34 protein-coding genes and 1 other annotated feature are annotated in these 26,395 nt (G+C 50.5%); of the genes, 33 read left to right on the top strand and 1 reads right to left on the bottom strand.

The window, feature by feature from the left end:
- Positions 1-156 precede the first annotated feature (156 nt).
- From rplK to ACTHO6_RS17480, 13 genes are all read left to right on the top strand, one after another.
- Complete coding sequence (rplK, locus tag ACTHO6_RS17540) at positions 157-582, top strand: 50S ribosomal protein L11 (protein WP_023558754.1); 426 nt, start codon at positions 157-159, stop codon at positions 580-582.
- A gap of 90 nt (positions 583-672) precedes the next feature.
- A complete protein-coding gene (gene rplA, locus ACTHO6_RS17535) occupies positions 673-1,356 on the top strand; it encodes a 50S ribosomal protein L1 (protein WP_005828884.1) in 684 nt (227 codons plus the stop codon).
- Positions 1,357-1,398: 42 nt separating this feature from the next.
- Positions 1,399-1,563: a sequence feature (ribosomal protein L10 leader region), on the top strand.
- 24 nt (positions 1,564-1,587) lie between these two features.
- Positions 1,588-2,103 carry a 50S ribosomal protein L10 gene (rplJ, locus tag ACTHO6_RS17530; RefSeq protein ID WP_440243036.1) on the top strand — a complete coding sequence of 172 codons (516 nt, stop codon included), beginning with the start codon at positions 1,588-1,590 and terminating at the stop codon, positions 2,101-2,103.
- Between the two features lie 56 nt (positions 2,104-2,159).
- Positions 2,160-2,522 (top strand): 50S ribosomal protein L7/L12, encoded by a 363-nt coding sequence (rplL, locus tag ACTHO6_RS17525; protein WP_005828881.1) that lies wholly within the window; start codon positions 2,160-2,162, stop codon positions 2,520-2,522.
- A 97-nt stretch (positions 2,523-2,619) separates the two neighbouring features.
- Entirely contained in the window at positions 2,620-3,216 is a 597-nt protein-coding gene (locus ACTHO6_RS17520) for a class I SAM-dependent methyltransferase (RefSeq protein WP_440243035.1), read from the top strand.
- 307 nt (positions 3,217-3,523) lie between these two features.
- A complete protein-coding gene (rpoB, locus tag ACTHO6_RS17515; protein WP_440243034.1) occupies positions 3,524-7,063 on the top strand; it encodes a DNA-directed RNA polymerase subunit beta in 3,540 nt (1,179 codons plus the stop codon).
- 29 nt (positions 7,064-7,092) lie between these two features.
- Positions 7,093-10,722: a DNA-directed RNA polymerase subunit beta' gene (rpoC, locus tag ACTHO6_RS17510; RefSeq protein ID WP_440243033.1), complete on the top strand. Its 3,630-nt coding sequence runs from the start codon at positions 7,093-7,095 to the stop codon at positions 10,720-10,722.
- A 135-nt stretch (positions 10,723-10,857) separates the two neighbouring features.
- Entirely contained in the window at positions 10,858-11,112 is a 255-nt protein-coding gene (locus ACTHO6_RS17505; RefSeq protein WP_440243032.1) for a 50S ribosomal protein L7ae-like protein, read from the top strand.
- Between the two features lie 120 nt (positions 11,113-11,232).
- Positions 11,233-11,676: a 30S ribosomal protein S12 gene (gene rpsL / locus ACTHO6_RS17500; RefSeq protein WP_005828873.1), complete on the top strand. Its 444-nt coding sequence runs from the start codon at positions 11,233-11,235 to the stop codon at positions 11,674-11,676.
- A gap of 54 nt (positions 11,677-11,730) precedes the next feature.
- Positions 11,731-12,201, top strand: coding sequence for a 30S ribosomal protein S7 (rpsG, locus tag ACTHO6_RS17495; RefSeq protein ID WP_440243031.1), 471 nt, complete (start codon positions 11,731-11,733; stop codon positions 12,199-12,201).
- A gap of 71 nt (positions 12,202-12,272) precedes the next feature.
- Complete coding sequence (gene fusA / locus ACTHO6_RS17490; protein ID WP_440243030.1) at positions 12,273-14,351, top strand: elongation factor G; 2,079 nt, start codon at positions 12,273-12,275, stop codon at positions 14,349-14,351.
- Between the two features lie 119 nt (positions 14,352-14,470).
- Positions 14,471-15,661 carry an elongation factor Tu gene (tuf, locus tag ACTHO6_RS17485; protein ID WP_440243029.1) on the top strand — a complete coding sequence of 397 codons (1,191 nt, stop codon included), beginning with the start codon at positions 14,471-14,473 and terminating at the stop codon, positions 15,659-15,661.
- 154 nt (positions 15,662-15,815) lie between these two features.
- The gene (locus ACTHO6_RS17480; RefSeq protein ID WP_440243028.1) at positions 15,816-16,751 is read left to right on the top strand and encodes a DMT family transporter; all 936 of its coding nucleotides are present in this window, start codon (positions 15,816-15,818) and stop codon (positions 16,749-16,751) included.
- Positions 16,752-16,757: 6 nt separating this feature from the next.
- Here ACTHO6_RS17480 and ACTHO6_RS17475 read toward each other — a convergent pair whose 3' ends face one another.
- Positions 16,758-17,156 carry a globin domain-containing protein gene (locus ACTHO6_RS17475; protein ID WP_440243027.1) on the bottom strand — a complete coding sequence of 133 codons (399 nt, stop codon included), beginning with the start codon at positions 17,154-17,156 and terminating at the stop codon, positions 16,758-16,760.
- A gap of 377 nt (positions 17,157-17,533) precedes the next feature.
- Between ACTHO6_RS17475 and rpsJ the strand changes: the two genes are divergently transcribed.
- From rpsJ to rpmD, 20 genes are all read left to right on the top strand, one after another.
- Positions 17,534-17,842, top strand: a complete 309-nt coding sequence (rpsJ, locus tag ACTHO6_RS17470; protein WP_005828858.1) for a 30S ribosomal protein S10 — start codon at positions 17,534-17,536, stop codon at positions 17,840-17,842.
- A 150-nt stretch (positions 17,843-17,992) separates the two neighbouring features.
- On the top strand, positions 17,993-18,622 hold the full coding sequence (rplC, locus tag ACTHO6_RS17465; RefSeq protein ID WP_440243026.1) for a 50S ribosomal protein L3: 630 nt from the start codon (positions 17,993-17,995) through the stop codon (positions 18,620-18,622).
- Between the two features lie 17 nt (positions 18,623-18,639).
- Complete coding sequence (gene rplD, locus ACTHO6_RS17460; protein ID WP_440243025.1) at positions 18,640-19,263, top strand: 50S ribosomal protein L4; 624 nt, start codon at positions 18,640-18,642, stop codon at positions 19,261-19,263.
- Entirely contained in the window at positions 19,263-19,553 is a 291-nt protein-coding gene (gene rplW / locus ACTHO6_RS17455) for a 50S ribosomal protein L23 (protein ID WP_440243024.1), read from the top strand. The genes rplD and rplW overlap by 1 nt, the downstream gene beginning before the upstream one ends.
- 32 nt (positions 19,554-19,585) lie before the next feature.
- The gene (gene rplB / locus ACTHO6_RS17450) at positions 19,586-20,416 is read left to right on the top strand and encodes a 50S ribosomal protein L2 (RefSeq protein ID WP_440243023.1); all 831 of its coding nucleotides are present in this window, start codon (positions 19,586-19,588) and stop codon (positions 20,414-20,416) included.
- A 49-nt stretch (positions 20,417-20,465) separates the two neighbouring features.
- The gene (gene rpsS / locus ACTHO6_RS17445) at positions 20,466-20,747 is read left to right on the top strand and encodes a 30S ribosomal protein S19 (protein WP_440243022.1); all 282 of its coding nucleotides are present in this window, start codon (positions 20,466-20,468) and stop codon (positions 20,745-20,747) included.
- A 29-nt stretch (positions 20,748-20,776) separates the two neighbouring features.
- A complete protein-coding gene (rplV, locus tag ACTHO6_RS17440; RefSeq protein ID WP_005828844.1) occupies positions 20,777-21,109 on the top strand; it encodes a 50S ribosomal protein L22 in 333 nt (110 codons plus the stop codon).
- Positions 21,110-21,122: 13 nt separating this feature from the next.
- Positions 21,123-21,785 carry a 30S ribosomal protein S3 gene (gene rpsC, locus ACTHO6_RS17435; protein WP_440243021.1) on the top strand — a complete coding sequence of 221 codons (663 nt, stop codon included), beginning with the start codon at positions 21,123-21,125 and terminating at the stop codon, positions 21,783-21,785.
- A 2-nt stretch (positions 21,786-21,787) separates the two neighbouring features.
- A complete protein-coding gene (rplP, locus tag ACTHO6_RS17430) occupies positions 21,788-22,222 on the top strand; it encodes a 50S ribosomal protein L16 (RefSeq protein WP_007787078.1) in 435 nt (144 codons plus the stop codon).
- Positions 22,212-22,409: a 50S ribosomal protein L29 gene (gene rpmC, locus ACTHO6_RS17425; RefSeq protein ID WP_440243020.1), complete on the top strand. Its 198-nt coding sequence runs from the start codon at positions 22,212-22,214 to the stop codon at positions 22,407-22,409. The genes rplP and rpmC overlap by 11 nt, the downstream gene beginning before the upstream one ends.
- A 22-nt stretch (positions 22,410-22,431) precedes the next feature.
- Complete coding sequence (gene rpsQ / locus ACTHO6_RS17420) at positions 22,432-22,698, top strand: 30S ribosomal protein S17 (protein ID WP_440243019.1); 267 nt, start codon at positions 22,432-22,434, stop codon at positions 22,696-22,698.
- Between the two features lie 41 nt (positions 22,699-22,739).
- Positions 22,740-23,108: a 50S ribosomal protein L14 gene (gene rplN, locus ACTHO6_RS17415; RefSeq protein ID WP_122906767.1), complete on the top strand. Its 369-nt coding sequence runs from the start codon at positions 22,740-22,742 to the stop codon at positions 23,106-23,108.
- A gap of 49 nt (positions 23,109-23,157) precedes the next feature.
- Complete coding sequence (gene rplX, locus ACTHO6_RS17410; protein WP_440243018.1) at positions 23,158-23,472, top strand: 50S ribosomal protein L24; 315 nt, start codon at positions 23,158-23,160, stop codon at positions 23,470-23,472.
- A gap of 26 nt (positions 23,473-23,498) precedes the next feature.
- Positions 23,499-24,041 carry a 50S ribosomal protein L5 gene (gene rplE / locus ACTHO6_RS17405; RefSeq protein WP_440243017.1) on the top strand — a complete coding sequence of 181 codons (543 nt, stop codon included), beginning with the start codon at positions 23,499-23,501 and terminating at the stop codon, positions 24,039-24,041.
- A gap of 24 nt (positions 24,042-24,065) precedes the next feature.
- Entirely contained in the window at positions 24,066-24,251 is a 186-nt protein-coding gene (locus ACTHO6_RS17400) for a type Z 30S ribosomal protein S14 (protein ID WP_005828830.1), read from the top strand.
- Between the two features lie 27 nt (positions 24,252-24,278).
- Positions 24,279-24,677 carry a 30S ribosomal protein S8 gene (rpsH, locus tag ACTHO6_RS17395; RefSeq protein ID WP_005828827.1) on the top strand — a complete coding sequence of 133 codons (399 nt, stop codon included), beginning with the start codon at positions 24,279-24,281 and terminating at the stop codon, positions 24,675-24,677.
- Between the two features lie 35 nt (positions 24,678-24,712).
- Entirely contained in the window at positions 24,713-25,249 is a 537-nt protein-coding gene (rplF, locus tag ACTHO6_RS17390; RefSeq protein WP_440243016.1) for a 50S ribosomal protein L6, read from the top strand.
- Positions 25,250-25,281: 32 nt separating this feature from the next.
- Positions 25,282-25,644 carry a 50S ribosomal protein L18 gene (gene rplR, locus ACTHO6_RS17385; protein ID WP_440243015.1) on the top strand — a complete coding sequence of 121 codons (363 nt, stop codon included), beginning with the start codon at positions 25,282-25,284 and terminating at the stop codon, positions 25,642-25,644.
- Between the two features lie 18 nt (positions 25,645-25,662).
- Positions 25,663-26,160, top strand: a complete 498-nt coding sequence (rpsE, locus tag ACTHO6_RS17380; protein ID WP_440243014.1) for a 30S ribosomal protein S5 — start codon at positions 25,663-25,665, stop codon at positions 26,158-26,160.
- A 16-nt stretch (positions 26,161-26,176) separates the two neighbouring features.
- Entirely contained in the window at positions 26,177-26,362 is a 186-nt protein-coding gene (rpmD, locus tag ACTHO6_RS17375; RefSeq protein ID WP_440243013.1) for a 50S ribosomal protein L30, read from the top strand.
- Positions 26,363-26,395: the final 33 nt, after the last annotated feature.

The raw sequence follows: 26,395 nt of genomic DNA, 5'->3' as shown, positions 1-26,395 counted from the left end.
GTGGTACATTTCATTTTGTTTTAACAATCCCACAACCATATTTGGGGTTTCTTGCACTCTCACTATAGATCGAAAGTCTTTTGCGAGACTTTCATAAAACGGTGGGAGGGGGCATTCCCCCGCAATAACCACATGTGAAGTAAGGAGGTGTCTTACGTGGCTAAGAAGGTTATCCGCGTAATTAAATTACAAATCCCAGCAGGTAAAGCGAATCCTGCACCTCCAGTAGGTCCGGCTCTCGGTCAAGCTGGTGTAAACATCATGGGGTTCTGTAAAGAATTCAATGCTCGTACAGAGAGCGAAGCTGGTATGATTATCCCGGTGGAAATCACCGTGTTTGAAGACCGCTCTTTCACCTTTATCACCAAAACTCCTCCAGCTGCTGTTCTGTTGAAGAAAGCTGCTGGTATCGAGTCCGGTTCTGGCGTACCAAACAAAACAAAGGTTGCTACGCTGAAACGTGATAAGGTTCGCGAAATCGCTGAACTGAAGCGTCCTGACCTGAATGCTGCATCCGTAGAAGCGGCTATGCGCATGGTGGAAGGTACTGCTCGTTCCATGGGTATCGTAATCGAAGACTAATTGTCTTGAGTGCAAGGGGGCACAGACGTTGTGCCCCCCTGTCTGTGGGAGGATTAACCGCTACGACCACATTGAAGGGAGATTTTTATCATGGCTAAAAAAGGCAAAAAGTATCAAGAGGCTGTAAAGCTCGTTGATAAAAACAAAGTATACGAAGTCGTGGAAGGTATTGAGCTGGTGAAAAAAGCAGCTACTGCCAAATTCGACGAAACCGTTGAAGCGGCGTTCCGTTTGGGTGTAGACCCGAAACGTGCTGACCAACAAATCCGTGGCGCTGTAGTATTGCCACACGGTACTGGTAAAGTACAACGCGTTCTTGTATTTGCAAAAGGCGAAAAAGCAAAAGAAGCGGAAGCTGCTGGCGCTGACTTCGTAGGCGATGCAGACATGATCGCGAAAATCCAAGGTGGCTGGTTCGACTTTGACGTCGTAGTAGCTACTCCTGACATGATGGGTGAAGTAGGGAAATTGGGTCGTGTACTCGGTCCAAAAGGCCTGATGCCAAACCCTAAAACCGGTACAGTTACTTTCGATGTAACCAAAGCGGTTAACGAAATCAAAGCCGGTAAAATCGAGTACCGCGTAGACAAGGCTGGTAACATCCACGCTCCGATCGGAAAAGTGTCCTTCGACGCTGACAAGCTGGCTGAAAACCTGGCTGCTCTGACAGAAGCGCTGAACCGTGCGAAACCGGCTGCAGCAAAAGGTGTTTACATGAAAAATGTAACCCTGAGCTCTACAATGGGTCCTGGTGTACGCGTAGCTGTAAAATAATGACGCTTGACTTCCTTTTGGGGAGTTGTTAAGATAGTTCCTGTTGACGAAAAGAATATGCCGTAGACAGAAGGTGCGGTACTTGCAAGAGTAACGCTTAATATCCCTCCGAGGCGTGTAATGTACGAATAAGGAAATGTGGATTTCCTTTGACGATAGAGCATTATGCCCTCGTGATGTCTGCGAGGGCATTCTTCTTTTTCCAGGATTAGAGCACGGGAGGTGTAAACAATGGCAGAAATTCGTCCAACCGTTATTCGTGAAGAAAAGGTACAAGCGATCAACGAAATCGCAACCAAGCTCCGCGAGAGCCAAACCACAGTGGTGGCTGACTACCGCGGTCTGACTGTAGCCCAAGTTACCGAGCTCCGCAAACAACTGCGCGAAGCTGGTGTTGAGTTCCAGGTGTTGAAAAACTCCCTGACTCGTCTGGCTACAGCGAAGGAAAACCTGACTGAACTGGATCAATATCTGACTGGCCCGAACGCTCTGGCGTTCTCCAAAGACGATGTTGTCGCTCCAGCAAAAATCATCGCGGAATTCGCGAAGAAAAACGAAAAGCTGGAAATCAAGGGTGGCGTGATCGAAGGCAAAGTAGTTGGTGCAGAGCAAATCAAAGCACTGGCAACTCTTCCTTCCCGCGAAGGTCTCTTGTCCATGCTTCTCTCCGTCCTGCAAGCTCCAATGCGCAACGTTGCGTTGGCAATCAAAGCAGTGGCCGAGCAAAAAGAAGGTCAAGGCGCGTAATCGTCTGATCGGGTAAAGCTTACACCAATACTATTCCATGAATGGAGGATTTCAAAATGTCTAAAGAGCAAATCTTGGAAGCCATTAAAGGCATGTCCGTTCTCGAACTGAACGACCTGGTAAAAGCAATCGAAGAAGAATTCGGCGTAACTGCTGCTGCTCCTGTAGCTGTAGTTGCTGGTGGCGCTGCTGAAGCGGCTGCTGAGCAAACTGAATTCACTGTAACTCTGGTAAGCGGCGGCGCTTCCAAAATCAACGTAATCAAAGTGGTTCGCGAACTGACTGGTCTGGGTCTGAAAGAAGCAAAAGACCTGGTAGACAACGCTCCAAAAACACTCAAAGAGGGCGTTTCCAAAGAAGAAGCAGAATCTCTCAAAGCAAAACTCGAAGAAGCTGGCGCACAAGTAGAAGTGAAGTAAGTTAGCTTTCTTTAGAAATTCCCCTTGCCTGCGGCAGGGGGTTTTTCTGTAAGGGGACGGCGAGTGTTTTCAATCGATGAGGAAGGGAGAAGCACACGTGGCAGATCACTATTACACCAATCGACCCGGAGCGGCGCATGACGAGCAGCAGTTTTCGTTTGTGCTGCGCGGGAAGGAGCTGCGTTTTATCACGGACGCAGGTGTTTTTTCCCGCGACCGGATTGACTTTGGGAGTGTATTGCTCATCGAGACCATGGAGATCGACAGTCATGCCCGCGTGCTGGATGTGGGCTGCGGCTATGGGCCGATCGGCTTGACGGCTGCCTTGCTTGCGGATCGGGGGCGGGTGACGATGATCGACGTGAATGAGCGTGCGGTTGACCTGGCTCGTCGGAATGCCGAAAGAAACGGGATCAAAAATGTGGAGGTGCGGGTCAGTGATGTGTACAGTGCCGTGCAAGGCGAACAGTACGACATCATTTTGACCAATCCGCCGATTCGGGCGGGCAAGGAAATTGTCCACCGGATTTTTACGGAAGGGTATGAGCTGCTTGGCGAGGGCGGAGAAATGTGGATAGTGATTCAGAAAAAGCAAGGCGCTCCGTCTGCTTTCAAAAAGCTGCAACAGACCTACCGCGAAGTGATAGAAGTGGATCGGGAAAAGGGATACTCCATCTTCCGGGCAATCAAATAGTCAAGCGACAATCCTTAGAAAAGTTTTCTTGACGTGAATATTTGATTGTGGTAACATTATAAAATGTCAATATGGGATAAATGTCTATTTTTCAGCAATTCCCTGTTTGTCAAGCGTTTCTACTTTTTTCCTGAAAGAGGAATGTTTGTGTAAAAACATGGGAATTCTTTTAAAATAGATTTTCTCTGGGTTAAAAATGGTTGATGCTGCTTTAACCCATTTTTATTTTAAGGTGTTCGCTCGCAATTGCAAGATTGCCGAATGCCAAGTTTCTATGTGTGAAAACACAACCTGAGGGGTGAATAAGTTGGCAGGTAAAGTGATTCAAAGTGGCCGACACCGCCAGCGTCGTACGTATTCACGTATTAACGAAGTGCTGGGCCTTCCAAATCTCATCGAGATTCAGCAAAAGTCCTACCAATGGTTCCTTGATGAGGGGCTCCGTGAGATGTTCCAAGACATTTCGCCAATCCAGGACTTCACTGGCAATCTCGTGCTGGAGTTTATCGACTACAGTTTGGGAGAGCCGAAGTACGATGTTGACGAGTCGAAAGAACGTGACGTCACCTATGCGGCGCCTCTGCGTGTGAAGGTACGTTTGTTGAACAAAGAGACGGGAGAAGTGAAGGAACAAGAAGTCTTCATGGGGGATTTCCCGCTCATGACCGAAACGGGAACCTTCATTATTAATGGTGCTGAGCGCGTAATCGTCAGCCAGCTTGTTCGTTCCCCCAGTGTATATTACAACACCAAAGTGGACAAAAACGGCAAGCAGACGTTTACAGCTACGGTAATCCCGAACCGGGGTGCGTGGCTGGAGCTGGAGACCGATGCGAAAGACGTGATTTATGTCCGCATCGACCGTACGCGAAAAATCCCGGTAACGGTTCTTTTGCGTGCACTTGGCTTTGGTTCCGACATTGAGATTCTCAACTTGCTGGGTGAAGATGAGTACATCAAGAACACGCTGGAAAAAGACAACACTGATTCTACGGAAAAAGCGCTCATCGAAATTTACGAGCGCCTTCGTCCGGGCGAGCCGCCGACTGTCGAAAACGCGAAGAGCCTCTTGATCTCTCGCTTCTTCGATCCAAAGCGCTATGACCTGGCATCTGTAGGTCGTTACAAAATGAACAAGAAGCTTCATCTGAAAAACCGTCTGTACAACCAGCGTCTGGCTGAGACATTGGTCGATACCACGACAGGTGAAATTTTGGCCGAAGCCGGTCAAATGATTGACCGTCGTCTACTGGATCGCATCCTGCCAGCGCTCGAAGGCAACGTCGGCTATCTGGACGTTCGCACGCATGGCGGCGTTTTGGAAGAGGATACGATTCGTCTGCAATCCATCAATATTTTCTCTCCGACTGAAGATGGCAAGATCATCAAGGTGATTGGAAACGGGAATGTAGATAAATCTGTCAAGCATATTACGCCGGCGGACATCGTATCGGCGATCAACTACTTCATGAACCTGCTGCACGGTGTCGGTTCCACGGACGATATTGACCACTTGGGCAACCGTCGTCTGCGTTCCGTGGGTGAGCTTTTGCAAAACCAGTTCCGTATCGGTTTGTCCCGTATGGAACGCGTGGTGCGCGAGCGCATGTCCATTCAGGATCAGAACCAGATTACGCCGCAGGCTCTGATTAACATCCGTCCAGTGATCGCGTCGCTGAAGGAGTTCTTCGGAAGCTCGCAGCTGTCCCAGTTCATGGACCAGACGAACCCGTTGGCCGAACTGACGCACAAACGCCGTCTGTCCGCTCTCGGACCGGGCGGTTTGACGCGTGAGCGCGCAGGCTTCGAAGTCCGCGACGTTCACCATTCTCACTATGGCCGTATGTGTCCGATTGAGACGCCGGAGGGTCCGAACATCGGTTTGATTAACTCGCTGTCGTCCTTTGCGCGCATCAACGACTACGGCTTCATCGAAACACCGCGCCGCAAGGTCGATCCGGAAACAGGTTTTGTGCTGAACGACATCGTCTATTTGACGGCGGATGAAGAAGATGTGTACAACGTGGCGCAGGCAAACCAACCGCTCGACGAGGATGGACGCTTTGTCAACGACATGGTTATCTGCCGTCGCAAAGGCGAGATCCTGAGCGTGCCGCGCGACAAGGTAGATTTCATGGACGTATCGCCTAAGCAGGTTGTATCCGTTGCGACGGCGCTCATTCCGTTCCTGGAGAACGATGACGCGAACCGCGCGCTGATGGGTTCCAACATGCAGCGGCAGGCCGTTCCGCTTTTGATCCCGCAAGCACCGTTCGTCGGTACAGGGATGGAGCACAAAGCAGCACAAGACTCCGGGGTTGCGATCGTCGCGAAGCATCCGGGGCAAGTGGAGCGCGTAACCGCTCGCGAAATCTGGGTTCGCCGCTATCAGGAAATCGACGGCAAGAAAGTAGCCGGAGATATCGACAAGTACAAACTGCACAAGTTTATCCGTTCCAACCAAGGTACCTGCATCAACCAACGTCCGATCGTCAGACGCGGTGACTGGGTGGAAAAAGGCGATATCATCGGAGACGGTCCTTCCACTGAAAAAGGTGAATTGGCACTGGGTCGTAACGTAATCGTCGCGTTCATGACGTGGGAAGGTTACAACTACGAGGATGCGATTCTCCTGAGTGAGAAGCTTGTGAAGGATGACGTTTATACGTCGATCCATATCGAAGAATACGAGTCCGAAGCCCGCGACACCAAGCTGGGTCCTGAGGAAATCACCCGCGATATTCCAAACGTCGGGGAAGACGCTCTGAAAAACCTGGATGAGCGCGGTATTATCCGCGTCGGTGCAGAGATTCAGGACGGAGATATCCTCGTTGGGAAGGTAACGCCGAAAGGGGTTACCGAGCTGACCGCGGAAGAACGACTCCTGCACGCGATCTTCGGGGAAAAAGCTCGCGAAGTGCGCGACACGTCGCTGCGTGTACCGCACGGCGGTTCCGGTATTGTCGTAGACGTAAAAGTATTTACGCGCGAGAACGGCGATGAGCTGCCTCCAGGGGTAAACCAGCTCGTACGTGTCTATATCGCCCAAAAACGGAAAATTTCCGTGGGTGACAAAATGGCCGGACGACATGGTAACAAAGGGGTTATCGCGCGGATCATGCCAGAAGAGGATATGCCATTCCTGCCAGACGGCTCTCCGGTTGAAATCGTCCTGAACCCGCTGGGCGTACCTTCGCGTATGAACATCGGGCAGGTATTGGAGACGCACCTGGGGATGGCGGCGAAGCTTCTCGGCATCCACGTGGCGACACCTGTATTCGACGGTGCCCGTCAGGCGGAAGTATTCGAGACGCTGGAAGAGGCTGGCCTCGACCGCGATGGAAAAACCATTTTGTACGATGGACGTACAGGTGAACCGTTCGATCGTCGGGTAACGGTCGGATGCGTATACATGCTGAAACTGGCTCACTTGGTGGATGACAAAATCCACGCTCGTTCTACTGGTCCATACTCTCTCGTTACCCAGCAGCCGTTGGGTGGTAAAGCCCAATTCGGCGGACAGCGTTTCGGGGAGATGGAAGTTTGGGCATTGGAAGCTTACGGTGCAGCCTACACCTTGCAGGAAATTCTCACCGTCAAGTCGGATGACGTCGTGGGTCGCGTGAAGACGTACGAAGCGATTGTCAAAGGTGAAAACGTGCCAGAGCCAGGTGTTCCTGAATCGTTCAAGGTTCTGATCAAGGAACTGCAAAGCTTGGGTATGGACGTGAAGATCCTCTCCGGTGACGAGCAGGAGATTGAAATGCGGGAAATGGAAGACGAGGATGAAGGCAGCGGTGAAAAACTGAACCTCGTTCTCGAAGGTGGAAGCTTGAACGACGAGTAAGATTCCGGTACAAAGGGAGGTAACGCCCTGTGATAGACGTGAACAACTTCGAATATATGAAGATCGGCTTGGCTTCCCCCGATAAGATCCGTTCGTGGTCTTTCGGGGAAGTGAAAAAGCCAGAGACGATCAACTACCGCACACTGAAACCGGAAAAAGACGGCTTGTTCTGCGAACGCATCTTTGGACCGACCAAGGACTGGGAGTGCCATTGCGGTAAGTACAAGCGTGTGCGTTATAAAGGTGTCGTGTGCGATCGTTGCGGCGTGGAAGTGACCCGCGCCAAAGTACGGCGTGAACGCATGGGGCATATTGAACTGGCTGCCCCGGTTTCTCACATCTGGTATTTCAAAGGGATTCCAAGCCGGATGGGTTTGGTGCTCGATATGTCGCCGCGTTCCCTGGAAGAAGTCATCTACTTCGCTTCTTATGTAGTAACCGATCCAGGCGATACTCCGCTCGACAAAAAGCAGCTGCTCTCGGAAAAAGAGTACCGCAACTACCGGGAGAAATACGGCCACTCTTTCCAAGCGATGATGGGAGCGGAGGCAATCAAGCGTCTGCTTGCGGAAATCGACCTGGACAAAGATGTGGAAATGCTGAAGGAAGATCTGAAAACAGCACAAGGCCAACGTCGCAACCGCGCGATCAAGCGCCTGGAAGTGCTGGAGGCATTCCGCAACTCCGGTAACCGCCCAGAGTGGATGGTTCTGGATGTTTTGCCGGTTATCCCGCCAGAGCTTCGTCCGATGGTTCAGCTGGATGGCGGACGTTTTGCCACTTCCGACCTGAACGATCTGTATCGTCGCGTAATCAACCGGAACAACCGTCTGAAGCGCCTGCTTGAGCTGGGTGCTCCTGACATTATCGTCCAAAACGAAAAACGGATGCTGCAAGAAGCGGTAGACGCGCTCATCGACAACGGCCGCCGCGGTCGTCCGGTGACTGGACCAGGTAACCGTCCGCTGAAATCTCTCAGCCATATGCTGAAAGGGAAACAAGGGCGTTTCCGTCAAAACCTGCTCGGTAAGCGCGTGGACTACTCCGGTCGTTCCGTTATCGTGGTCGGCCCTAACCTGAAGATGTACCAGTGCGGTCTGCCAAAAGAAATGGCGCTGGAACTCTTCAAGCCGTTCGTAATGAAAGAGCTCGTTTCCAAAGGGCTCGCTCACAATATCAAGAGCGCCAAGCGCAAGGTAGAGCGCGTTCAGCCTGAAGTCTGGGACGTTCTCGAAGACGTCATTCGCGAGCATCCCGTGCTTCTGAACCGTGCCCCCACCTTGCACCGTCTGGGTATCCAGGCTTTCGAACCGGTACTGGTGGAAGGCCGCGCGATCCGTCTGCATCCGCTCGTTTGTACCGCATACAACGCGGACTTCGACGGTGACCAGATGGCGGTTCACGTTCCGTTGTCTGCAGAGGCGCAGGCGGAAGCCCGCATCCTCATGCTGGCAGCGCAAAACATCCTGAACCCGAAAGACGGAAAACCGGTAGTAACGCCATCCCAGGACATGGTGCTTGGTTCCTACTACCTGACGCTGGAACGCGAGGGCGACAAAGGCGAGGGTACGGTCTATCGCGATCCTCACGATGCGATTGCCGCTTACCAGCAAGGCTATATCAGCCTGCATACGCGCATCGCTCTGCCAGCGAAAAGCCTGAACAAAACCAGCTTTACCGAGCGCCAGCAGAACGCGCTCATCGTGACGACTGTCGGGAAAGTCATTTTCAACGAGATCTTCCCGCCAGAATTGCCGTATATCAACGTCCCAACCAAAGCGAACCTGCAAAACATGGTTCCGGACGAATACTTTATTTTTGAGAAGGGCGTCAACATCCCTGAGTTCATCAAGAAGCTGCCTGATCCGGGTGCGGTGAAAAAAGGCTTCTTGGGAACGATCATTTCCGAATGCTTCCGTCGCTTCGGCACGATGAAAACGTCCATGATCCTCGACAAGATCAAGGAGCTGGGCTTCACGTACTCCACAAAAGCGGGGATTACCATCGCGGTGGCGGACATTGCCGTGCCTGGCAAGAAGAAAGACATTCTGGAAGAAGCGGATCAAAAGGTCGCTACTGTCATGACGCAGTTCCGTCGCGGTCTGATTACCGAAGACGAGCGCTATGACCGCGTGATCTCCATCTGGTCCAAAGCCAAGGATGAGGTAACCGATGTTCTCATGAAGTCCATGGATAAATTCAATGCGATCTTCATGATGGCGAACTCCGGTGCCCGCGGTAACGTGTCCCAGATCACGCAGCTCGCTGGTATGCGCGGTCTGATGGCGAACCCGTCCGGCCGAATCATCGAGTTGCCGATCAAATCCAACTTCCGTGAAGGTCTGACCGTATTGGAGTACTTTATCTCCACGCACGGTGCGCGGAAAGGTCTCGCCGATACGGCGCTGCGTACAGCGGACTCGGGTTACTTGACCCGTCGTCTTGTAGACGTGGCCCAAGACGTGATCGTCCGCGAAAAAGATTGCGGAACCGATAAAGGTATCCGCGTGACCGCGATCAAGGATGGCCGGGAAGAGATCGAGAAGCTGTCTGACCGTCTGGTTGGCCGCACATGCTTCGAGACATTGCGCCATCCGGAAACAAATGAAATCATCGTCGGCCGCAACGAGGAAATTACCGAAGAGGTCGCCGAGTATATCGAAAAAGTGGGCATCACAAGCGTCTACATCCGCAACGTACTCGCTTGCCGCACCAGCCACGGTGTCTGCAAGCTGTGCTACGGACGCAACCTGGCAACAGGAGCCGAGGTGGAAGTGGGAGAAGCGGTTGGAATTATCGCCGCTCAGTCCATTGGTGAGCCGGGTACCCAGCTGACCATGCGTACCTTCCATACCGGTGGGGTTGCGGGAGACGACATTACCCAAGGTTTGCCGCGTATTCAAGAGTTGTTTGAAGCGCGCAATCCAAAAGGTCAGGCTGTGATTTCCGAAATCGACGGGGAAGTTGTCGATATTCGTGAAGGCAAGGACCGTCGTGAGATCGAAGTCCGCGGCGAAGCGGAAAGCAAAGTGTACTCGGCTCCGTACGGTGCGCGGATCAAAGTATCCGTGGGTACCAAGCTGAGTGCCGGTGACGAGCTCACGGAAGGTTCCGTCGACCCGAAAGAAATGCTCAAAGTTCGCGGCATGCGCGGCGTTTCCAACTACATTTTGCAAGAGGTACAAAAAGTGTACCGCATGCAGGGTGTAGAAATTAACGACAAGCACGTCGAGGTTATGATCCGTCAGATGCTCCGCAAGCTGCGCGTCATCGACAGCGGAGATACAGACCTCCTGCCAGGCTCCTATGTGGAAGTTCCGGAGTTTGAGCAAGCGAACGCAAAAGTTCTCCTCGAAGGCAAAAACCCAGCAGTGGGTCGTCCGGTTCTTCTGGGGATTACCAAAGCATCCCTGGAAACCGACTCCTTCCTGTCGGCTGCTTCGTTCCAGGAGACGACTCGTGTTCTTACCGATGCAGCGATCAAAGGAAAAGTGGACCGCCTGCTCGGTTTGAAAGAAAACGTGATTATCGGGAAGCTCGTTCCGGCAGGTACCGGTATGTCTCGTTATCGCAATGTAAAAGTAGCAAGTCGGGTTGATTACGAAGCGGAATTGGAAGCACAGAAAGCTGAGCAAGAAGCAGTTTCTGTCGAGTCCTAACAGGAGCGGTGCCCGTCAAAAATTGGCGGGCGCCTTCCTGAATAAAAAATAGAGGCTGGGCGTTGACAACAACTGACCCACCTGCTATTATATTCAAGTGTGCCTGACATCTGTACTTTGGAGGATATGAGAATCATGTCTTATGAAAAAGTAGAGCGGGCCAAGGAGTTGACGATCGGTATCAAGCAGACGATGAAAGCTGTGGCAAACCTTCAGGTTGAAGCGGTGTACATTGCTGATGATGCTGACAGACGTTTGACCCAAAAAGTCGAGCTCCTTTGCAAAGAGAAGGGTGTTCCAGTCATTCATGTAGATTCCATGCGCCGACTAGGCAAAGCGTGCGGAATTGAAGTGGGAGCGGCTACCGCTGCGATTAAGAAAAGTGGGTAACGATGTTTTTGTCTGTTGCGCGATGCGCAAAAGGTGGACAAGAACTTTCTATTTGGCCTAAAAATGACTCACCTGGATCTGTGGTCTTGAAGATTGGGTATTAAGAAGGGAGGTAACATCATGCCTACAATTAACCAATTGGTGCGTAAAGGTCGCGAGGACAAGGTTGTGAAGTCGAAGTCCCCAGCTCTGCAAAAAGGGTACAACAGCTTCAAGAAAAGCCAAACCAACCAAAGCTCTCCTCAAAAACGTGGTGTTTGCACGCGTGTAGGTACCATGACTCCGAAAAAACCGAACTCCGCGTTGCGTAAATACGCTCGTGTGCGTTTGACTAACGGAATCGAGGTAACAGCTTACATCGGTGGTATTGGCCACAACCTGCAAGAGCACAGCGTCGTGCTGGTGCGCGGCGGTCGTGTAAAAGACTTGCCAGGGGTACGCTACCATATCGTTCGTGGTGCGCTTGACACTGCAGGCGTAAACAACCGTAAACAAGGTCGTTCCAAATACGGTACAAAACGTCCAAAACCAGGTCAAGCAGCTGCAGCAGCGAAAAAGAAATAAGAACAGCGCCTGTGAAGTGGCGTGAATTTATATCGAAAAGAAGGAGGGAATACGATGCCTCGTAAAGGTCCTGTAACCCGTCGTGACGTGTTGCCTGATCCGATTTACAACAGCAAGCTGGTTACTCGTTTGATTAACCGCCTGATGTTGGATGGAAAACGCGGTGTAGCGCAAAATATTCTCTACAACGCATTTGCCATCATTCAGGAGCGCACTGGTCGCAACCCGATGGAAGTGTTTGAAGAAGCACTGAAAAACGTAATGCCTGTACTGGAAGTAAAAGCTCGCCGTGTAGGTGGTGCCAACTACCAAGTACCAATCGAAGTAAAACCGGAGCGCCGTACTACTCTTGGTTTGCGTTGGCTGGTTAACTACTCCCGCAGCCGTGGAGAGAAAACCATGGAACAACGCCTGGCTAACGAGATCATGGACGCTGCTAACAACACCGGTGCAGCAGTTAAAAAGCGTGAAGACACGCACAAGATGGCTGAAGCGAACAAAGCGTTTGCTCACTATCGCTGGTAGGAAATTGAATCGGGTGTCCGTTTTGGATACCCGTTTATTCAAAAACTCGAGTATGGAAGGAGCATACCTGAATGGCTCGCGAGTTCTCTTTGCCGAATACGCGTAATATCGGTATCATGGCTCACATCGATGCTGGTAAGACGACAACGACTGAGCGTATTCTGTTCTACACCGGTCGCGTTCACAAGATTGGTGAGGTGCACGAAGGTGCAGCAACCATGGACTGGATGGAACAAGAGCAAGAGCGCGGTATCACCATCACTTCGGCTGCTACTACCGCTCAATGGAATGGCCATCGTATCAACATTATCGACACGCCAGGCCACGTAGACTTCACTGTAGAAGTTGAGCGCTCCCTGCGCGTTCTTGACGGTGCTGTTACCGTTTTTGACGCAAAAGGTGGCGTTGAGCCGCAAACCGAAACTGTATGGCGCCAGGCTGACCGCTACGGCGTACCGCGTATGTGCTACATCAACAAAATGGATATTCTGGGCGCTAACTTCGATATGTGCTTGGAGCAAATCAGAACACGTCTGGGTGCAAATCCAGTAGCGGTTCAATATCCAATCGGAGCAGAAGACCAATTCGTTGGTATGGTTGACCTGATCGAAATGAAGGCAATCATCTACACCGATGACTTGGGCAAAACTTCCGATTCTACTGATATTCCGGCTGAGCTGAAAGACAAGTGCGATGAGCTGCGTCTGGCACTGGTTGAAGCGGCTGCGGAACAAGACGAAGAGCTGATGATGAAGTACCTGGAAGGCGAAGAGCTGACCAACGACGAAATTCGTGCGGCTCTGCGCAAAGGTACCATCGAGTGCAAACTGACTCCTGTTATGTGCGGATCTTCCTACCGCAACAAAGGTGTTCAGCCTATGCTGGATAACGTTGTTCGTTATCTGCCGTCTCCAGTAGACATTCCGGCAATCAAAGGTACTTTGCCTGGTACGGAAGAAGAAGTGGAGCGTCCTGCAGACGACAACGGTCCGTTCTCTGCTCTTGCCTTCAAGATCATGACTGACCCGTACGTAGGCCGTCTGACCTTCTTCCGCGTTTACTCCGGCGTACTGAACTCCGGTTCTTACGTGCTGAACTCCACAAAAGGAAAACGTGAACGCGTAGGTCGTATCCTGCAAATGCACGCAAACCACCGCGAAGAGATTCAAACGGTTTACTCCGGTGACATTGCTGCCGCGGTAGGTTTGAAAGATACAACAACTGGCGATACTCTGTGTGATGAAAAGGCTCCTGTCATCCTCGAGTCTATGGAATTCCCAGAGCCAGTTATCTCTGTTGCGATTGAACCAAAATCCAAAGCAGACCAAGACAAGATGGGTATCGGCCTGTCCAAGCTGGCTGAAGAGGATCCAACGTTCAAAACCCGCACAGACGAAGAGACTGGTCAAACGATCATTTCCGGTATGGGTGAGCTTCACCTGGAGATTATCGTTGACCGTCTGAAACGCGAATTTAAAGTCGAGTCGAACGTAGGTGCTCCGCAAGTAGCTTATCGTGAAACATTCCGCAAAGCTGCGAAGGTGGAAGGTAAATTCGTTCGTCAGTCCGGTGGTCGTGGTCAATACGGTCACGTTTGGGTGGAGTTCGAACCGCTCGAACCAGGGCAAGGCTTCCAATTCGAGAACAAAATCGTCGGTGGTGTGGTACCGCGCGAATACATCCCTGCTGTACAAGCAGGTATCGAAGAAGCGATGAAAAACGGTGTTCTCGCCGGCTTCCCGCTGGTTGACATCAAAGCTACTATCGTAGACGGTAGCTACCATGATGTCGACTCCTCCGAGATGGCATTTAAAGTAGCAGGTTCTCTCGCTCTGAAAGAAGCTGCGAAAAAATGCGGCGCTGTATTGCTTGAGCCAATCATGAAAGTAGAAGTGACTATTCCAGAAGAGTACATGGGCGACGTAATGGGCGACCTGAACTCCCGCCGTGGTCGTATCGAAGGTATGGAAGCTCGTGCGAATGCACAAGTAATCCGTGCGATGGTACCGCTGTCCGAGATGTTCGGTTACTCCACAGTTCTCCGTTCCCGTACTCAAGGTCGTGGCGTTTACTCCATGGTCATCGACCACTACGAAGAGGTACCTAAATTCATCGCTGAAGAGATCATCAAGAAATCCAAAGGCGAATAATTTTTGGTTCCGCTTTATCTTGAATCAGGAAAGGTTTACAATATGTAAGGTACAGCCCTTGATAGGGTAAACCTTTCTCACCTATAAAACCCTTAACATTTAAGGAGGCTTTAGCTCTCATGGCAAAAGAAAAATTTGAGCGTACGAAACCACACGTTAACATTGGTACTATCGGTCACGTTGACCACGGTAAAACTACCCTGACTGCTGCCATCACTACTGTATTGGCGCAACAAGGTAAAGCAAAAGCGATGGCTTATGACAGCATCGATGCTGCTCCAGAAGAAAAAGAGCGCGGTATCACCATCAACACCGCTCACGTTGAGTACGAAACTGAAAACCGTCACTATGCTCACGTTGACTGCCCTGGTCACGCTGACTACGTGAAAAACATGATTACTGGTGCTGCACAAATGGACGGCGCGATCCTGGTTGTATCCGCAGCTGACGGCCCAATGCCACAAACTCGCGAACACATCCTGCTGTCCCGCCAAGTAGGCGTACCTTACATCGTAGTATTCATGAACAAATGCGACATGGTAGACGATGAAGAGTTGCTCGAACTGGTTGAAATGGAAATCCGTGACCTGCTCTCCCAATACGAGTTCCCAGGTGACGATATCCCAGTAATCAAAGGTTCCGCTAAAGAAGCTCTCGACAACCCAACTGGCGAATGGGCTCAAAAAATCGTGGAACTGATGGATGCTGTTGACAACTACATCCCAACTCCTGAGCGCGCAACTGACAAGCCTTTCCTGATGCCAGTTGAGGACGTATTCACAATCACTGGTCGCGGTACAGTTGCTACTGGCCGTGTTGAGCGCGGTATCGTTAAAGTAGGTGACCAAGTAGAAATCGTTGGTCTGGCTGAAGAAACTCGCTCCACAACTGTAACTGGTGTTGAGATGTTCCGCAAACTGCTGGATCAAGCTCAAGCTGGTGACAACATCGGTGCCCTGCTGCGCGGTGTTGAGCGTAAAGACATCGAGCGTGGACAATGCTTGGCGAAACCAGGTTCCGTTAAGCCTTACACCAAGTTCAAAGCGGAAGTTTACGTTCTGTCCAAAGAAGAGGGCGGACGTCACACTCCATTCTTTGCTAACTACCGTCCACAATTCTACTTCCGTACTACTGACGTAACAGGTATCATCCAACTGCCAGAAGGCGTTGAAATGGTTATGCCTGGCGACAACACTGAGTTCACCGTTGAACTGATCGCTCCAGTAGCGATGGAACAAGGTACTCGCTTCGCGATCCGCGAAGGTGGCCGTACAGTAGGCGCTGGCGTTGTAGCTTCCATCGACGCGTAAGATTTTTCGATACGTACAAAACCCGACAACTTTTGTTGTCGGGTTTTTTGCTGTATCGTCTCATCAATTTTCTGCATGGTTTCCATCAAAATGATTCAATAAGCCGACAGCGGGCAGTGTGCTACAATACGATCAGTGGATGGGGGATGAAGCAATGAAAAATAAAGAAAAGCTGCTGTTTTTCATGCTGATCGGCGTTGTCACACTTTGGGGCTTGAACGTGGTGATGGTGAAATACCTCGCTACCTTTCCGCCCCTCTATGTTGCTGCGATTCGAATGACAGTAGCGGGAGTTTGCCTGGCACCTATTCTTTTTTCATACAGAGCGAATCTGCGTTTGAAAAAAGGCGATTGGCTGTTGATTGCCGGTGTCGGTGCCAGCTCGATTGCTCTGCACCAGATCACCTTGGCGGCGGGTGTCCAGACGACGACGGCAGGCAACGCTTCGCTGATCCTGGGATTGAATCCTTTGGCGACAGCGCTCCTGGCCATGCTATTGCTCGGCGAAGGGATGTCGTGGCAAAAAGGGCTTGGCATTGGCATCGGATTTGCGGGAGTGCTGATTGTGGTCATCTCCCAGCATGGCGGTCTTCATGTGAACGGCTGGGGTGACGCCATCATGTTTTTTTCCATGCTGATGTACGTGACAGGAGGCTTGTTGATTCGCAAGCTGGTTGTCCGCAGGGTGCCTGTGCTGCTGATTACGGCCTTGTCGCAAATGTTCGGGATTGTCTTTTTGTGGGCGGCAGCGTTTGTCCAGCAGCCGGCATCCTACTATTTTTCCTTGGAGGTATCGCCGTTCCAGTGGCTGGTGATCTTCGTCTCCGGCGCCCTTTCTACGGCGCTTGGCTCGATGGGCTGGAACTACGGCATCCGGCAACTGGGAGCGAGCCGAACGGCTGTCTTTTTGAACGGAATGCCCATGGCAAGCTTGTTGTTTGCGGCCCTGTTTCTCGGAGAGCAGTTGAAGCTTGTGCACGTGCTCGCCCTTTTTATGATTGCAAGTGGAGTGTACCTTGGCTCGCGGAATGTGGGAAAGCCGGCGGCAGGGGCATCCCCAGCAGCGCCGGAGCTGACGACAAAAGCGTAGGATCTCCTACGCTTTTTCTGTGTGCTCCCACTTGTTGACCATATGATAGGCCGTCAAACGCAGCCGCTCAAAAATTTGTTCCCGAAGCTCGCCTTCCAGCCCGGTTTTGTCCATGGCGCTTTTCATACAAGCCAGCCAGGCCTCTGCTTGAACGGGGCCGATGGGAAAACGCATATGGCGTGCACGCAGCATCGGATGCCCATGCCGCTCTGAATAGAGAGGGGGGCCGCCGAGAAATTGGGTGAGAAACTGATACTGGCGTTCCTTTACTTCCGTGAAGTCTTCGGGAAACAGGGGAGCAAGATCAGGGTGCTGAGCAACCAGATCGTAAAACGCATCAACCAGTCGAGCCAACGTATCTGCTCCGCCAATCGCTTCGTACGGAGTGGAAATGGCTTCAGACATAGAGACAGCCTCCTTTGCTTAGACAGCTCATTCATAAGTATACCGTCTTCTTTCTTCTATAATATAGAGCATATAGTACGGGCGGTAAATCGGACGGGAGGAAGTTGGCAGGGAATCCCGCTTGCCTTTCTGTTGGGAAATCAGTAATATGGACAAAGTGAGTCTTTCCTGGGCTTACATGTACAAAAAATGTGCGGGAGACCAAGAAATAACTTGCGTCGCCTATATATTTTTAGTACAATATTGAATGTTGGTCATGGACTTGCGATGATGTGGGAGGTTGCTGACACACCCGGCCCCTTTGCCATGACCGGGGTGCAGGATATTTCCACGGAGAAATGTCTGTTTCATAAATGGGCGAAAAAGGAGGGACTAAAATGGCAAAGCAAAAGATTCGTATTCGTTTGAAGGCGTATGATCACAAAATCCTCGATCAATCCGCAGAAAAAATCGTGGACACAGCGAAGCGTTCCGGAGCAAACGTATCCGGTCCAATTCCGCTTCCTACCGAGAAAGCAGTTTATACGATCCTGCGTGCGGTGCACAAGTACAAAGACTCTCGCGAGCAATTCGAGATGCGTACTCACAAGCGCTTGATCGACATCTTGAATCCTACACCACAAACAGTAGATGCTTTGATGCGTCTGGATCTGCCATCTGGCGTAGATATCGAGATCAAACTGTAAGGTCCCAAAAAAACGATACACGCGCAGACGTTGTCTTGATAAGCGTGTTATACCAAGCAACAAACCCTTAAAATGGCACCCCTGCGCATCGATGGGGACTTGATACAACATAAACATGTTTTGCTGAAATAAATACAGGAGGTGGCACAAATGACCAAAGGAATCTTAGGGAAAAAACTGGGCATGACCCAAGTTTTTGGTCCAAACGGAACAGCGATTGCTGTAACGGTTATCGAAGCAGGTTCTAACGTGGTTCTTCAAAAGAAAGACGTGGAGAACGATGGCTACGAAGCGATCCAAATCGGCTTCGAAGACAAAAAGGAACAGCGCGCTAACAAGCCGGAAAAAGGACATGCAGCAAAAGCTAACACTGCTCCTAAGCGCTTCATTCGCGAAATTCGCGGTGTAAACCTCGCTGATTACGAGGTTGGTCAAGAGTTGAAAGTAGACATTTTTGCCGAGGGAGAATTCGTTGACGTCTCTGGCGTAACCAAGGGTAAAGGTTTCCAAGGTGCGATCAAACGTCACAATCAATCTCGCGGCCCTATGGCTCACGGTTCGCGTTACCATCGCGGCCCTGGTTCCCTGGGTGCTATTGCTCCAAACCGCGTTTTCAAAGGTCAAACCCTGCCAGGACAAATGGGTGGCGACAACGTTACCATTCAAAACCTGGAAATTGTTAAAGTAGATACTGCTCGCAACCTGATTCTCGTGAAAGGCTCCGTGCCTGGTCCGAAAAACAGCTGCGTACTGGTATCGACGGCAGTCAAGAAACACTAGGGAAAGGAGGAACTGACATGCCGAAAGTAGCTCTTTATAACCAAGCTGGTTCTCAAGTTGGCGAAATCGAATTGGCAGATAGCGTATTCGGGATTGAGCCTAACAACGCTGTTCTGTACGATGCGATCGTGATGCAACAAGCATCCCAACGTCAAGGTACACACGATGTAAAGAACCGTTCTGAGGTACGCGGTGGTGGCCGCAAGCCATGGCGTCAAAAAGGTACAGGTCGCGCACGCCAAGGTTCCATTCGCGCTCCGCAATGGAAAGGTGGCGGTGTTGTATTCGGTCCAACTCCGCGCAAATACGGTTACAAACTGAACCGTAAAGTTCGCCGTCTGGCTCTGAAATCCGCCCTGTCCGCAAAAGTACAAAACAACGAACTCCTGGTCCTGGATGCACTGAACTTTGCAGCTCCTAAAACCAAGGAAATGACCGCTGTTTTGAACAACCTGAAAGTAGATCGCAAAGTTCTGATCGTAACTTCCGAGTTCGATCAAAACGTAGCTCTCTCTTCCCGTAACATCCCAGGTGCCAAATTCGTCGATGCTGCAGGCATTAACGTTCTGGATCTGGTAGCGCATGACAAAGTAATCGTGACGAAAGACGCGGTTGCGAAAGTAGAGGAGGTGCTCGCATAATGAAGAGCCTTCACGACATCCTAAAGCGCCCTGTCATTACCGAGCGCACCACTGATATGATGGCTGAGAAGAAGTACGTGTTCGAAGTACCAATCAAAGCCAACAAAACCGAAATCAAGCAAGCTGTTGAAAAAGTGTTCGGCGTGAAAGTAGAAGCAGTTAACACGATCCGTGTCCCTGCCAAACCAAAGCGCTACGGAAAATACTCCGGTTACACATCCGAGTGGAAGAAAGCAATCGTGAAGCTGACGGATGACAGCAAAGAATTGGCCTTCTACGAGGGCGTATAACCTCGACGACTACCGAAAAGGAGGGTATTCACATGGGTATCAAAAAGTTTAAACCGACTTCTCCTGGTCGTCGCCAAATGACGGTTTCTACTTTCGAGGAGATCACTACGTCGACTCCCGAAAAATCCTTGCTGGCGCCTCTTAGCAAAAAAGCTGGTCGCAACAACCAAGGTAGAATTACCGTACGTCATCAAGGTGGCGGTCATAAACGTAAATACCGTATTATCGACTTCAAGCGCAACAAAGATGGCATCGTAGGTCGCGTAGCTACTATCGAGTACGATCCAAACCGTTCCGCTAACATCGCACTGATCAACTATGTTGACGGTGAAAAACGCTACATCCTCGCTCCTCACAACCTGAAAGTAGGAGACGAGATCATTTCCGGAGCAGATGCAGACATCAAAATCGGTAATGCGCTGCCACTGGAAAAAATTCCGGTAGGTACTACCATCCACAACATCGAGCTGAAACCTGGTAAAGGCGGCCAACTGGTTCGTGCAGCTGGTGCTTCCGCTCAACTGCTGGGTCGCGATGGCGATTTCGTAATCGTGCGCCTGTCTTCCGGTGAAACTCGCCGCATCCACAACGTATGCCGCGCTACCATCGGTCAAGTTGGTAACCTCGATCACGAACTGGTGAATATCGGTAAAGCAGGTCGTTCCCGCTGGTTGGGTATCCGTCCAACTGTTCGCGGTAGCGTAATGAACCCGAACGATCACCCACACGGTGGTGGTGAAGGTCGCGCTCCAATCGGTCGCAAAGCACCTGTTACTCCTTGGGGTAAACCAACCTTGGGTCTCAAGACTCGCAAGAAGAAGAACAAGTCCGACCAATACATCATCCGCCGCCGTAAGAAGTAAGGTAGGCTGATACAATAACCGAACGCCTTTGGCGAAGGGAGGTTCACTAATGGGACGTAGCTTAAAAAAGGGTCCTTTCGTGGATGACCACTTGATGAAAAAAGTTGACGAGCAAAATGAAAAGAACGAGAAACGCGTGATCAAAACCTGGTCTCGTCGTTCCACCATCTTCCCTGAGTTCGTAGGACACACGTTTGCCGTATACGATGGTCGCAAACATGTGCCAGTATACGTAACAGAAGACATGGTTGGTCACAAATTGGGTGAGTTCGCACCAACTCGTACCTTCAAGGGTCACGTCGACAACGACAAGAAATCCAAGAAGCGCTAATTTTCTCTTGACAGAGAGGAGGTACAAAGATGGAAGCAAGAGCAGTTGCTCGCAATATTCGCATTGCGTCTCGTAAAGTCCGCCTCGTGGTTGACTTGATTCGAGGCAAGCAAGTAGGTGAAGCATTGGCGATCCTGAAGCACACGCCAAAAGCAGCTTCTCCAGTTGTTGAAAAACTCCTGAAGTCGGCTATTGCAAACGCTGAGCACAACTACGAAATGGATCCTAACAGCCTGGTAGTTAGCAAAATCTTCGTAGACCAAGGTCCTACGTTGAAGCGTTTCCGTCCGCGCGCTATGGGTCGCGCAAGCCGCATCCATAAACGCACAAGCCACATCACAGTGGTACTAAACGAGAAATAAGGAGGGATTACGTGTGGGTCAAAAGGTAAGCCCGGTAGGTCTTCGGATCGGTGTCATTCGTGACTGGGAGTCCAAATGGTACGCTGACAAGGACTTCGCAACTCTGTTGCACGAAGACTTGAAAATCCGCAAGTTTGTAAAAGGGCGTCTGAAAGATGCTGCTGTATCCACTATCGAAATCGAGCGCGCAGCTAATCGCGTGAACGTAACGATTCACACCGCTAAGCCTGGTATGGTAATTGGTAAAGGTGGAGCAGAGGTGGAAGTTCTGCGCAAATCTTTGACTGATCTGACAGGCAAACGCGTTCATATCAATATCAACGAAGTAAAACGTCCGGATCTGGATGCTACGCTGGTAGCGGAAAACATCGCTCGTCAATTGGAAAACCGCATTTCTTTCCGTCGTGCGCAAAAGCAAGCGATCACTCGTACGCTGCGTGCAGGTGCGAAAGGTATCAAAACCTTGGTAAGCGGTCGTCTTGGCGGCGCGGATATCGCACGTTCTGAAGGTTACAGCGAAGGTACTGTTCCGCTTCACACTCTGCGTGCCGACATCGACTACGGTACTGCTGAAGCTCATACCACTTATGGTCGCATCGGCGTAAAAGTGTGGATTTACCGTGGAGAAGTCCTTCCAGCGAGAAAGAACGTCGCTACTGAGGAAGGAGGCAAGTAATCATGTTGACGCCAAAACGCGTGAAACACCGTAAACAACACCGCGGGAAAATGGCTGGTAACGCAAAAGGCGGTACTACTGTTGCGTTCGGTGAATACGGATTGCAAGCATTGGAGCCATCTTGGGTAACTAACCGTCAGATCGAGGCTGCTCGTATCGCGATGACTCGTTACATCAAGCGTGGCGGTAAAGTGTGGATTAAAATCTTCCCTGACAAGCCAATTACACAAAAACCGCTCGAAGTACGGATGGGTTCCGGTAAAGGTTCTCCTGAGAAATGGGTAGCGGTAGTGAAGCCAGGCAAGATCATGTTCGAACTTGCTGGCGTACCTGAAGAAGTCGCTCGCGAAGCTATGCGCCTTGCTATGCACAAGCTGCCTATCAAGTGCAAATTCGTGAAGCGTGAAGAAGTGGGTGGTGACGCACATGAAGGCTAATGAGTTCCGTAATTTGACCACTGCCGAGATCGAACAAAACGTCGCTTCTTTGCAAGAAGAGTTGTTCAACCTTCGTTTCCAGTTGGCTACGGGTCAACTCGAAACCACATCTCGCATCAAACAAGTGCGTAAGGATATTGCTCGTGCGAAAACCATCCTGCGCCAGAGAGAATTGGGAATCGGCTAATTAAAGGAAGGAGGTTTGAACGATGACCGCAGAACGCAATATGCGTCGATCCGTTGTAGGTCGCGTTGTTTCCGACAAAATGGATAAAACCATCGTTGTGCTTGTTGAAACGTACAAGACACACCCATTGTACGGCAAACGCGTGAAATACTCCAAAAAGTTCAAGGCTCACGACGAGAACAATACGGCAAAAGTGGGCGACATCGTAGAAGTGATGGAAACTCGTCCTTTGTCCAAAGATAAACGTTTCCGTTTGGTACGTATCGTCGAAGAGGCAGTAATCGTATAAGTCAGATTTTCGGATATCAATTCCGAAAGGAGGAACAGTAAATGATCCAAACTCAGACGAGATTGGCTGTTGCTGACAACTCCGGTGCAAAGGAACTCATGTGCATCAAGGTTCTGGGTGGTTCCGGTCGCAAAACGGCGAACATCGGTGATGTTATCGTATGCTCCGTAAAATCCGCTACACCCGGCGGCGTTGTCAAGAAAGGTCAAGTAGTGAAAGCAGTTGTAGTTCGTTCTGTAAGCGGCGTTCGTCGTCAAGATGGTTCTTACATCCGTTTTGATGAAAATGCAGCGGTAGTCATCAAAGAAGATAAGTCCCCACGTGGTACTCGTATCTTTGGACCAGTAGCTCGTGAGCTCCGCGACAAAGATTTCATGAAGATCATCTCTCTGGCTCCAGAGGTTATCTAATTGAACGGAAAAACTCAGGCAGTTTGTTCGATAGGAGGTGCACCAGGCGATGCACGTTAAAAAAGGCGACACTGTTATCGTAATTGCGGGCAAAGATAAAGGCAAAAAAGGTCGCGTTCTCGCTGCTTATCCGAAGAAAGAACGCGTACTGGTTGAAGGAATCAACCTCGTGAAAAAACACAGCCGTCCGTCCCAGGCTAACCCGCAAGGTGGCATTGTGACTCAAGAAGCAGCGATTCACGTTTCCAACGTATCTTTGATCGATCCGAAGTCCGGAAAAGCTACTCGCATCGGTTACAAAGTATTGGAGAACGGCAAGAAAGTTCGGTACGCGAAAAAGTCTGGCGAAGTAATCGACAAGTAGTCAGGTTGGAAAGGAGGATATCCTAGATGGCAACAAGATTGAAAGAAAAGTATACAAAAGAAATCGTGCCTGGCCTGATGAGCAAGTTCAACTACACTTCCATCATGCAAGTGCCGAAGGTGGAAAAGGTCATCATCAACATGGGTGTTGGCGAAGCGGTAGGCAACGCGAAAGCCTTGGATGCTGCGGTTGAAGACCTGCAAATCATCGCTGGTCAAAAGCCTGTAGTAACTCGCGCGAAGAAATCCATCGCGGGTTTCAAACTGCGTGAAGGTATGCCGATCGGTGCAAAGGTTACCCTGCGCGGCGAGCGTATGTACCACTTCCTCGACAAATTGATGAATGTATCCCTTCCGCGTGTTCGTGACTTCCGTGGAGTTTCTTCCAAGGCATTTGACGGTCGCGGTAACTACACACTTGGTCTGAAGGAACAGCTGATCTTCCCTGAGATCGAGTACGATAAAATTGACAAGGTTCGCGGTATGGACATCGTAATCGTGACTACTGCGAAAACGGATGAGGAAGCTCGTGAGCTGCTGACTCAAATGGGTATGCCATTCCGTAAATAAACCCACTCGTAAGGAGGGAAGAATGTGGCAAAGAAATCTATGATCATCAAGCAACAGCGGCAGCCGAAGTTTGCCGTGCGCGCATACACTCGTTGCGAGCGTTGCGGACGCCCGCACTCCGTATTGCGCAAATTTAAACTCTGCCGTATTTGCTTCCGTGAACTTGCTTATAAAGGTCAAATTCCAGGCGTGAAAAAAGCAAGCTGGTAATTTGAAACGGGAAGGAGGTTTTCTCTCATGGTTATGACTGATCCAATCGCAGATATGTTGACACGTATTCGTAACGCTAACATGGTTCGCCACGAGAAAGTGGAGATCCCAGCGTCCACCATCAAGAAGGAAATCGCGCGCATTCTGAAAGAAGAAGGCTTCATCCGTGATGCTGAGTTTGTTGAGGACAACAAACAAGGAATCATCCGCGTATTCCTGAAATACGGTGCGAACAACGAGCGCGTTATCACAGGTCTGAAGCGTATCTCCAAACCAGGACTTCGTGTGTATGCGAAAAACAACGAAGTACCTAAGGTATTGGGTGGCCTCGGTTGCGCGATCATCTCCACATCCAACGGTGTTATGACTGACAAGCAAGCTCGTCAGGCGCATGTTGGCGGAGAAGTTCTTGCATACGTTTGGTAATTCACAGATTGTAAAAAGCACAGGAGGTGCACCACATGTCTCGTGTCGGTAGAAAACCGATCGTGGTACCTGCAGGCGTTACCCTCACTCTGAACGGAACTGAGCTGACGGTAAAGGGCCCTAAGGGTCAACTCGTTCGTAACTTCCATCCAGATATGAAAATCGTGATTTCTGAAAACGAAGTTGTTGTAGAGCGTCCAAGCGACAACAAACTTCACCGCTCCCTGCACGGTACAACTCGTGCGCTGGTTGCCAACATGGTAAAAGGCGTATCCGAAGGCTTCACTCGCACTTTGGAGCTCGTCGGTGTAGGTTACCGTGCTGCGAAAAGCGGGAACGGCGTTACTCTTTCTCTTGGTTTCTCCCACCCAGTGGAAGTTACTCCAGAAGCGGGTATCGAAATCGATGTACCAAACCAAACCACTCTGGTGGTAAAAGGCATCAACAAAGAGCGCGTAGGTCAAGTTGCTGCTGAGATTCGTTCGCTGCGCAAGCCTGAGCCATACAAAGGCAAAGGGATCAAGTACAGCGACGAAGTGGTTCGTCGTAAAGAAGGTAAAAAAGGTAAATAAGCTTCTAGCTTCATGAGAAAGGAGGCCGCTTAATGTTTACGAAAGCTGATAAAAACAAAGCTCGGAAAAAACGTCATCTGCGCATCCGCAAACGCGTGATTGGTTCTGCGATTCGTCCGCGCCTGAACGTGTTCCGTTCTTCCAAGCACATCTACGCTCAACTGATTGACGATGCATCTGGCGTAACACTGGCATCTGCATCTTCTCTCGATAAAGAGCTGGGGCTGAAAAACGGCGCTAACGTGGAAGCTGCTGCAGCTGTTGGTACATTGATCGCTAAGCGTGCACAAGAGAAAGGTACGACAGAAGTGATCTTTGACCGCGGTGGTTACATCTATCATGGACGTATTAAAGCACTGGCAGAAGCAGCTCGCGAAGCTGGTCTGCAATTCTAACAACAAGGAGGGTAAGGAATGCGTATCGACCCTAGCAAATTAGAGCTCGAAGAAAAAGTAGTCGCTGTTAACCGCGTAGCTAAAACGGTTAAAGGTGGACGTCGCATGAGCTTCAGCGCCCTGGTTGTTGTGGGAGACCGTAACGGCCACGTTGGTGCTGGTATGGGTAAAGCTCAAGAAGTTCCTGACGCCATTCGCAAAGCGATTGACGATGCTAAGAAAAAATTGATCCGTGTACCGATGAGAGGAACAACCATTCCACACGAAGTAATGTGCCAATTCGGTGCCGGTAAAGTTCTCATCAAGCCTGCTGCCCCTGGTACAGGAGTGATCGCTGGTGGACCTGTTCGTGCCGTACTCGAACTGGCTGGTGTAGGCGATATCTTGAGCAAATCTCTTGGTTCCAACAATCCTATCAACATGGTCAACGCTACGCTGGAAGGCCTCGGCCGTCTGAAAACAGCGGAAGAAGTCGCGAAATTGCGCGGTAAGACTGTTGACGAGTTGTTGGGTTAATAAGGAGGGAATGAACATGGCAAAGCTGCAAATCACCCTCAAACGTAGTCTGATCGGTCGTACGGCCGACCAACAAGGTACTGTAAAAGCTCTGGGTCTTCGCAAAATCAATTCCACTGTCGTGAAGGAAGACAACCCTGCCATTCGTGGAATGATTTTCAAAGTGAAGCACTTGGTTGAAGTGAAAGAAGTAGAAGCATAACCCTACATCTCAATTAGTTAGGAGGTGCAACGT

The sequence above is a fragment of the Brevibacillus sp. SAFN-007a genome, assembly GCF_051967035.1.
Lineage (GTDB): Bacteria > Bacillota > Bacilli > Brevibacillales > Brevibacillaceae > Brevibacillus.
This window is presented reverse-complemented; position numbering and strand designations above follow the sequence as displayed.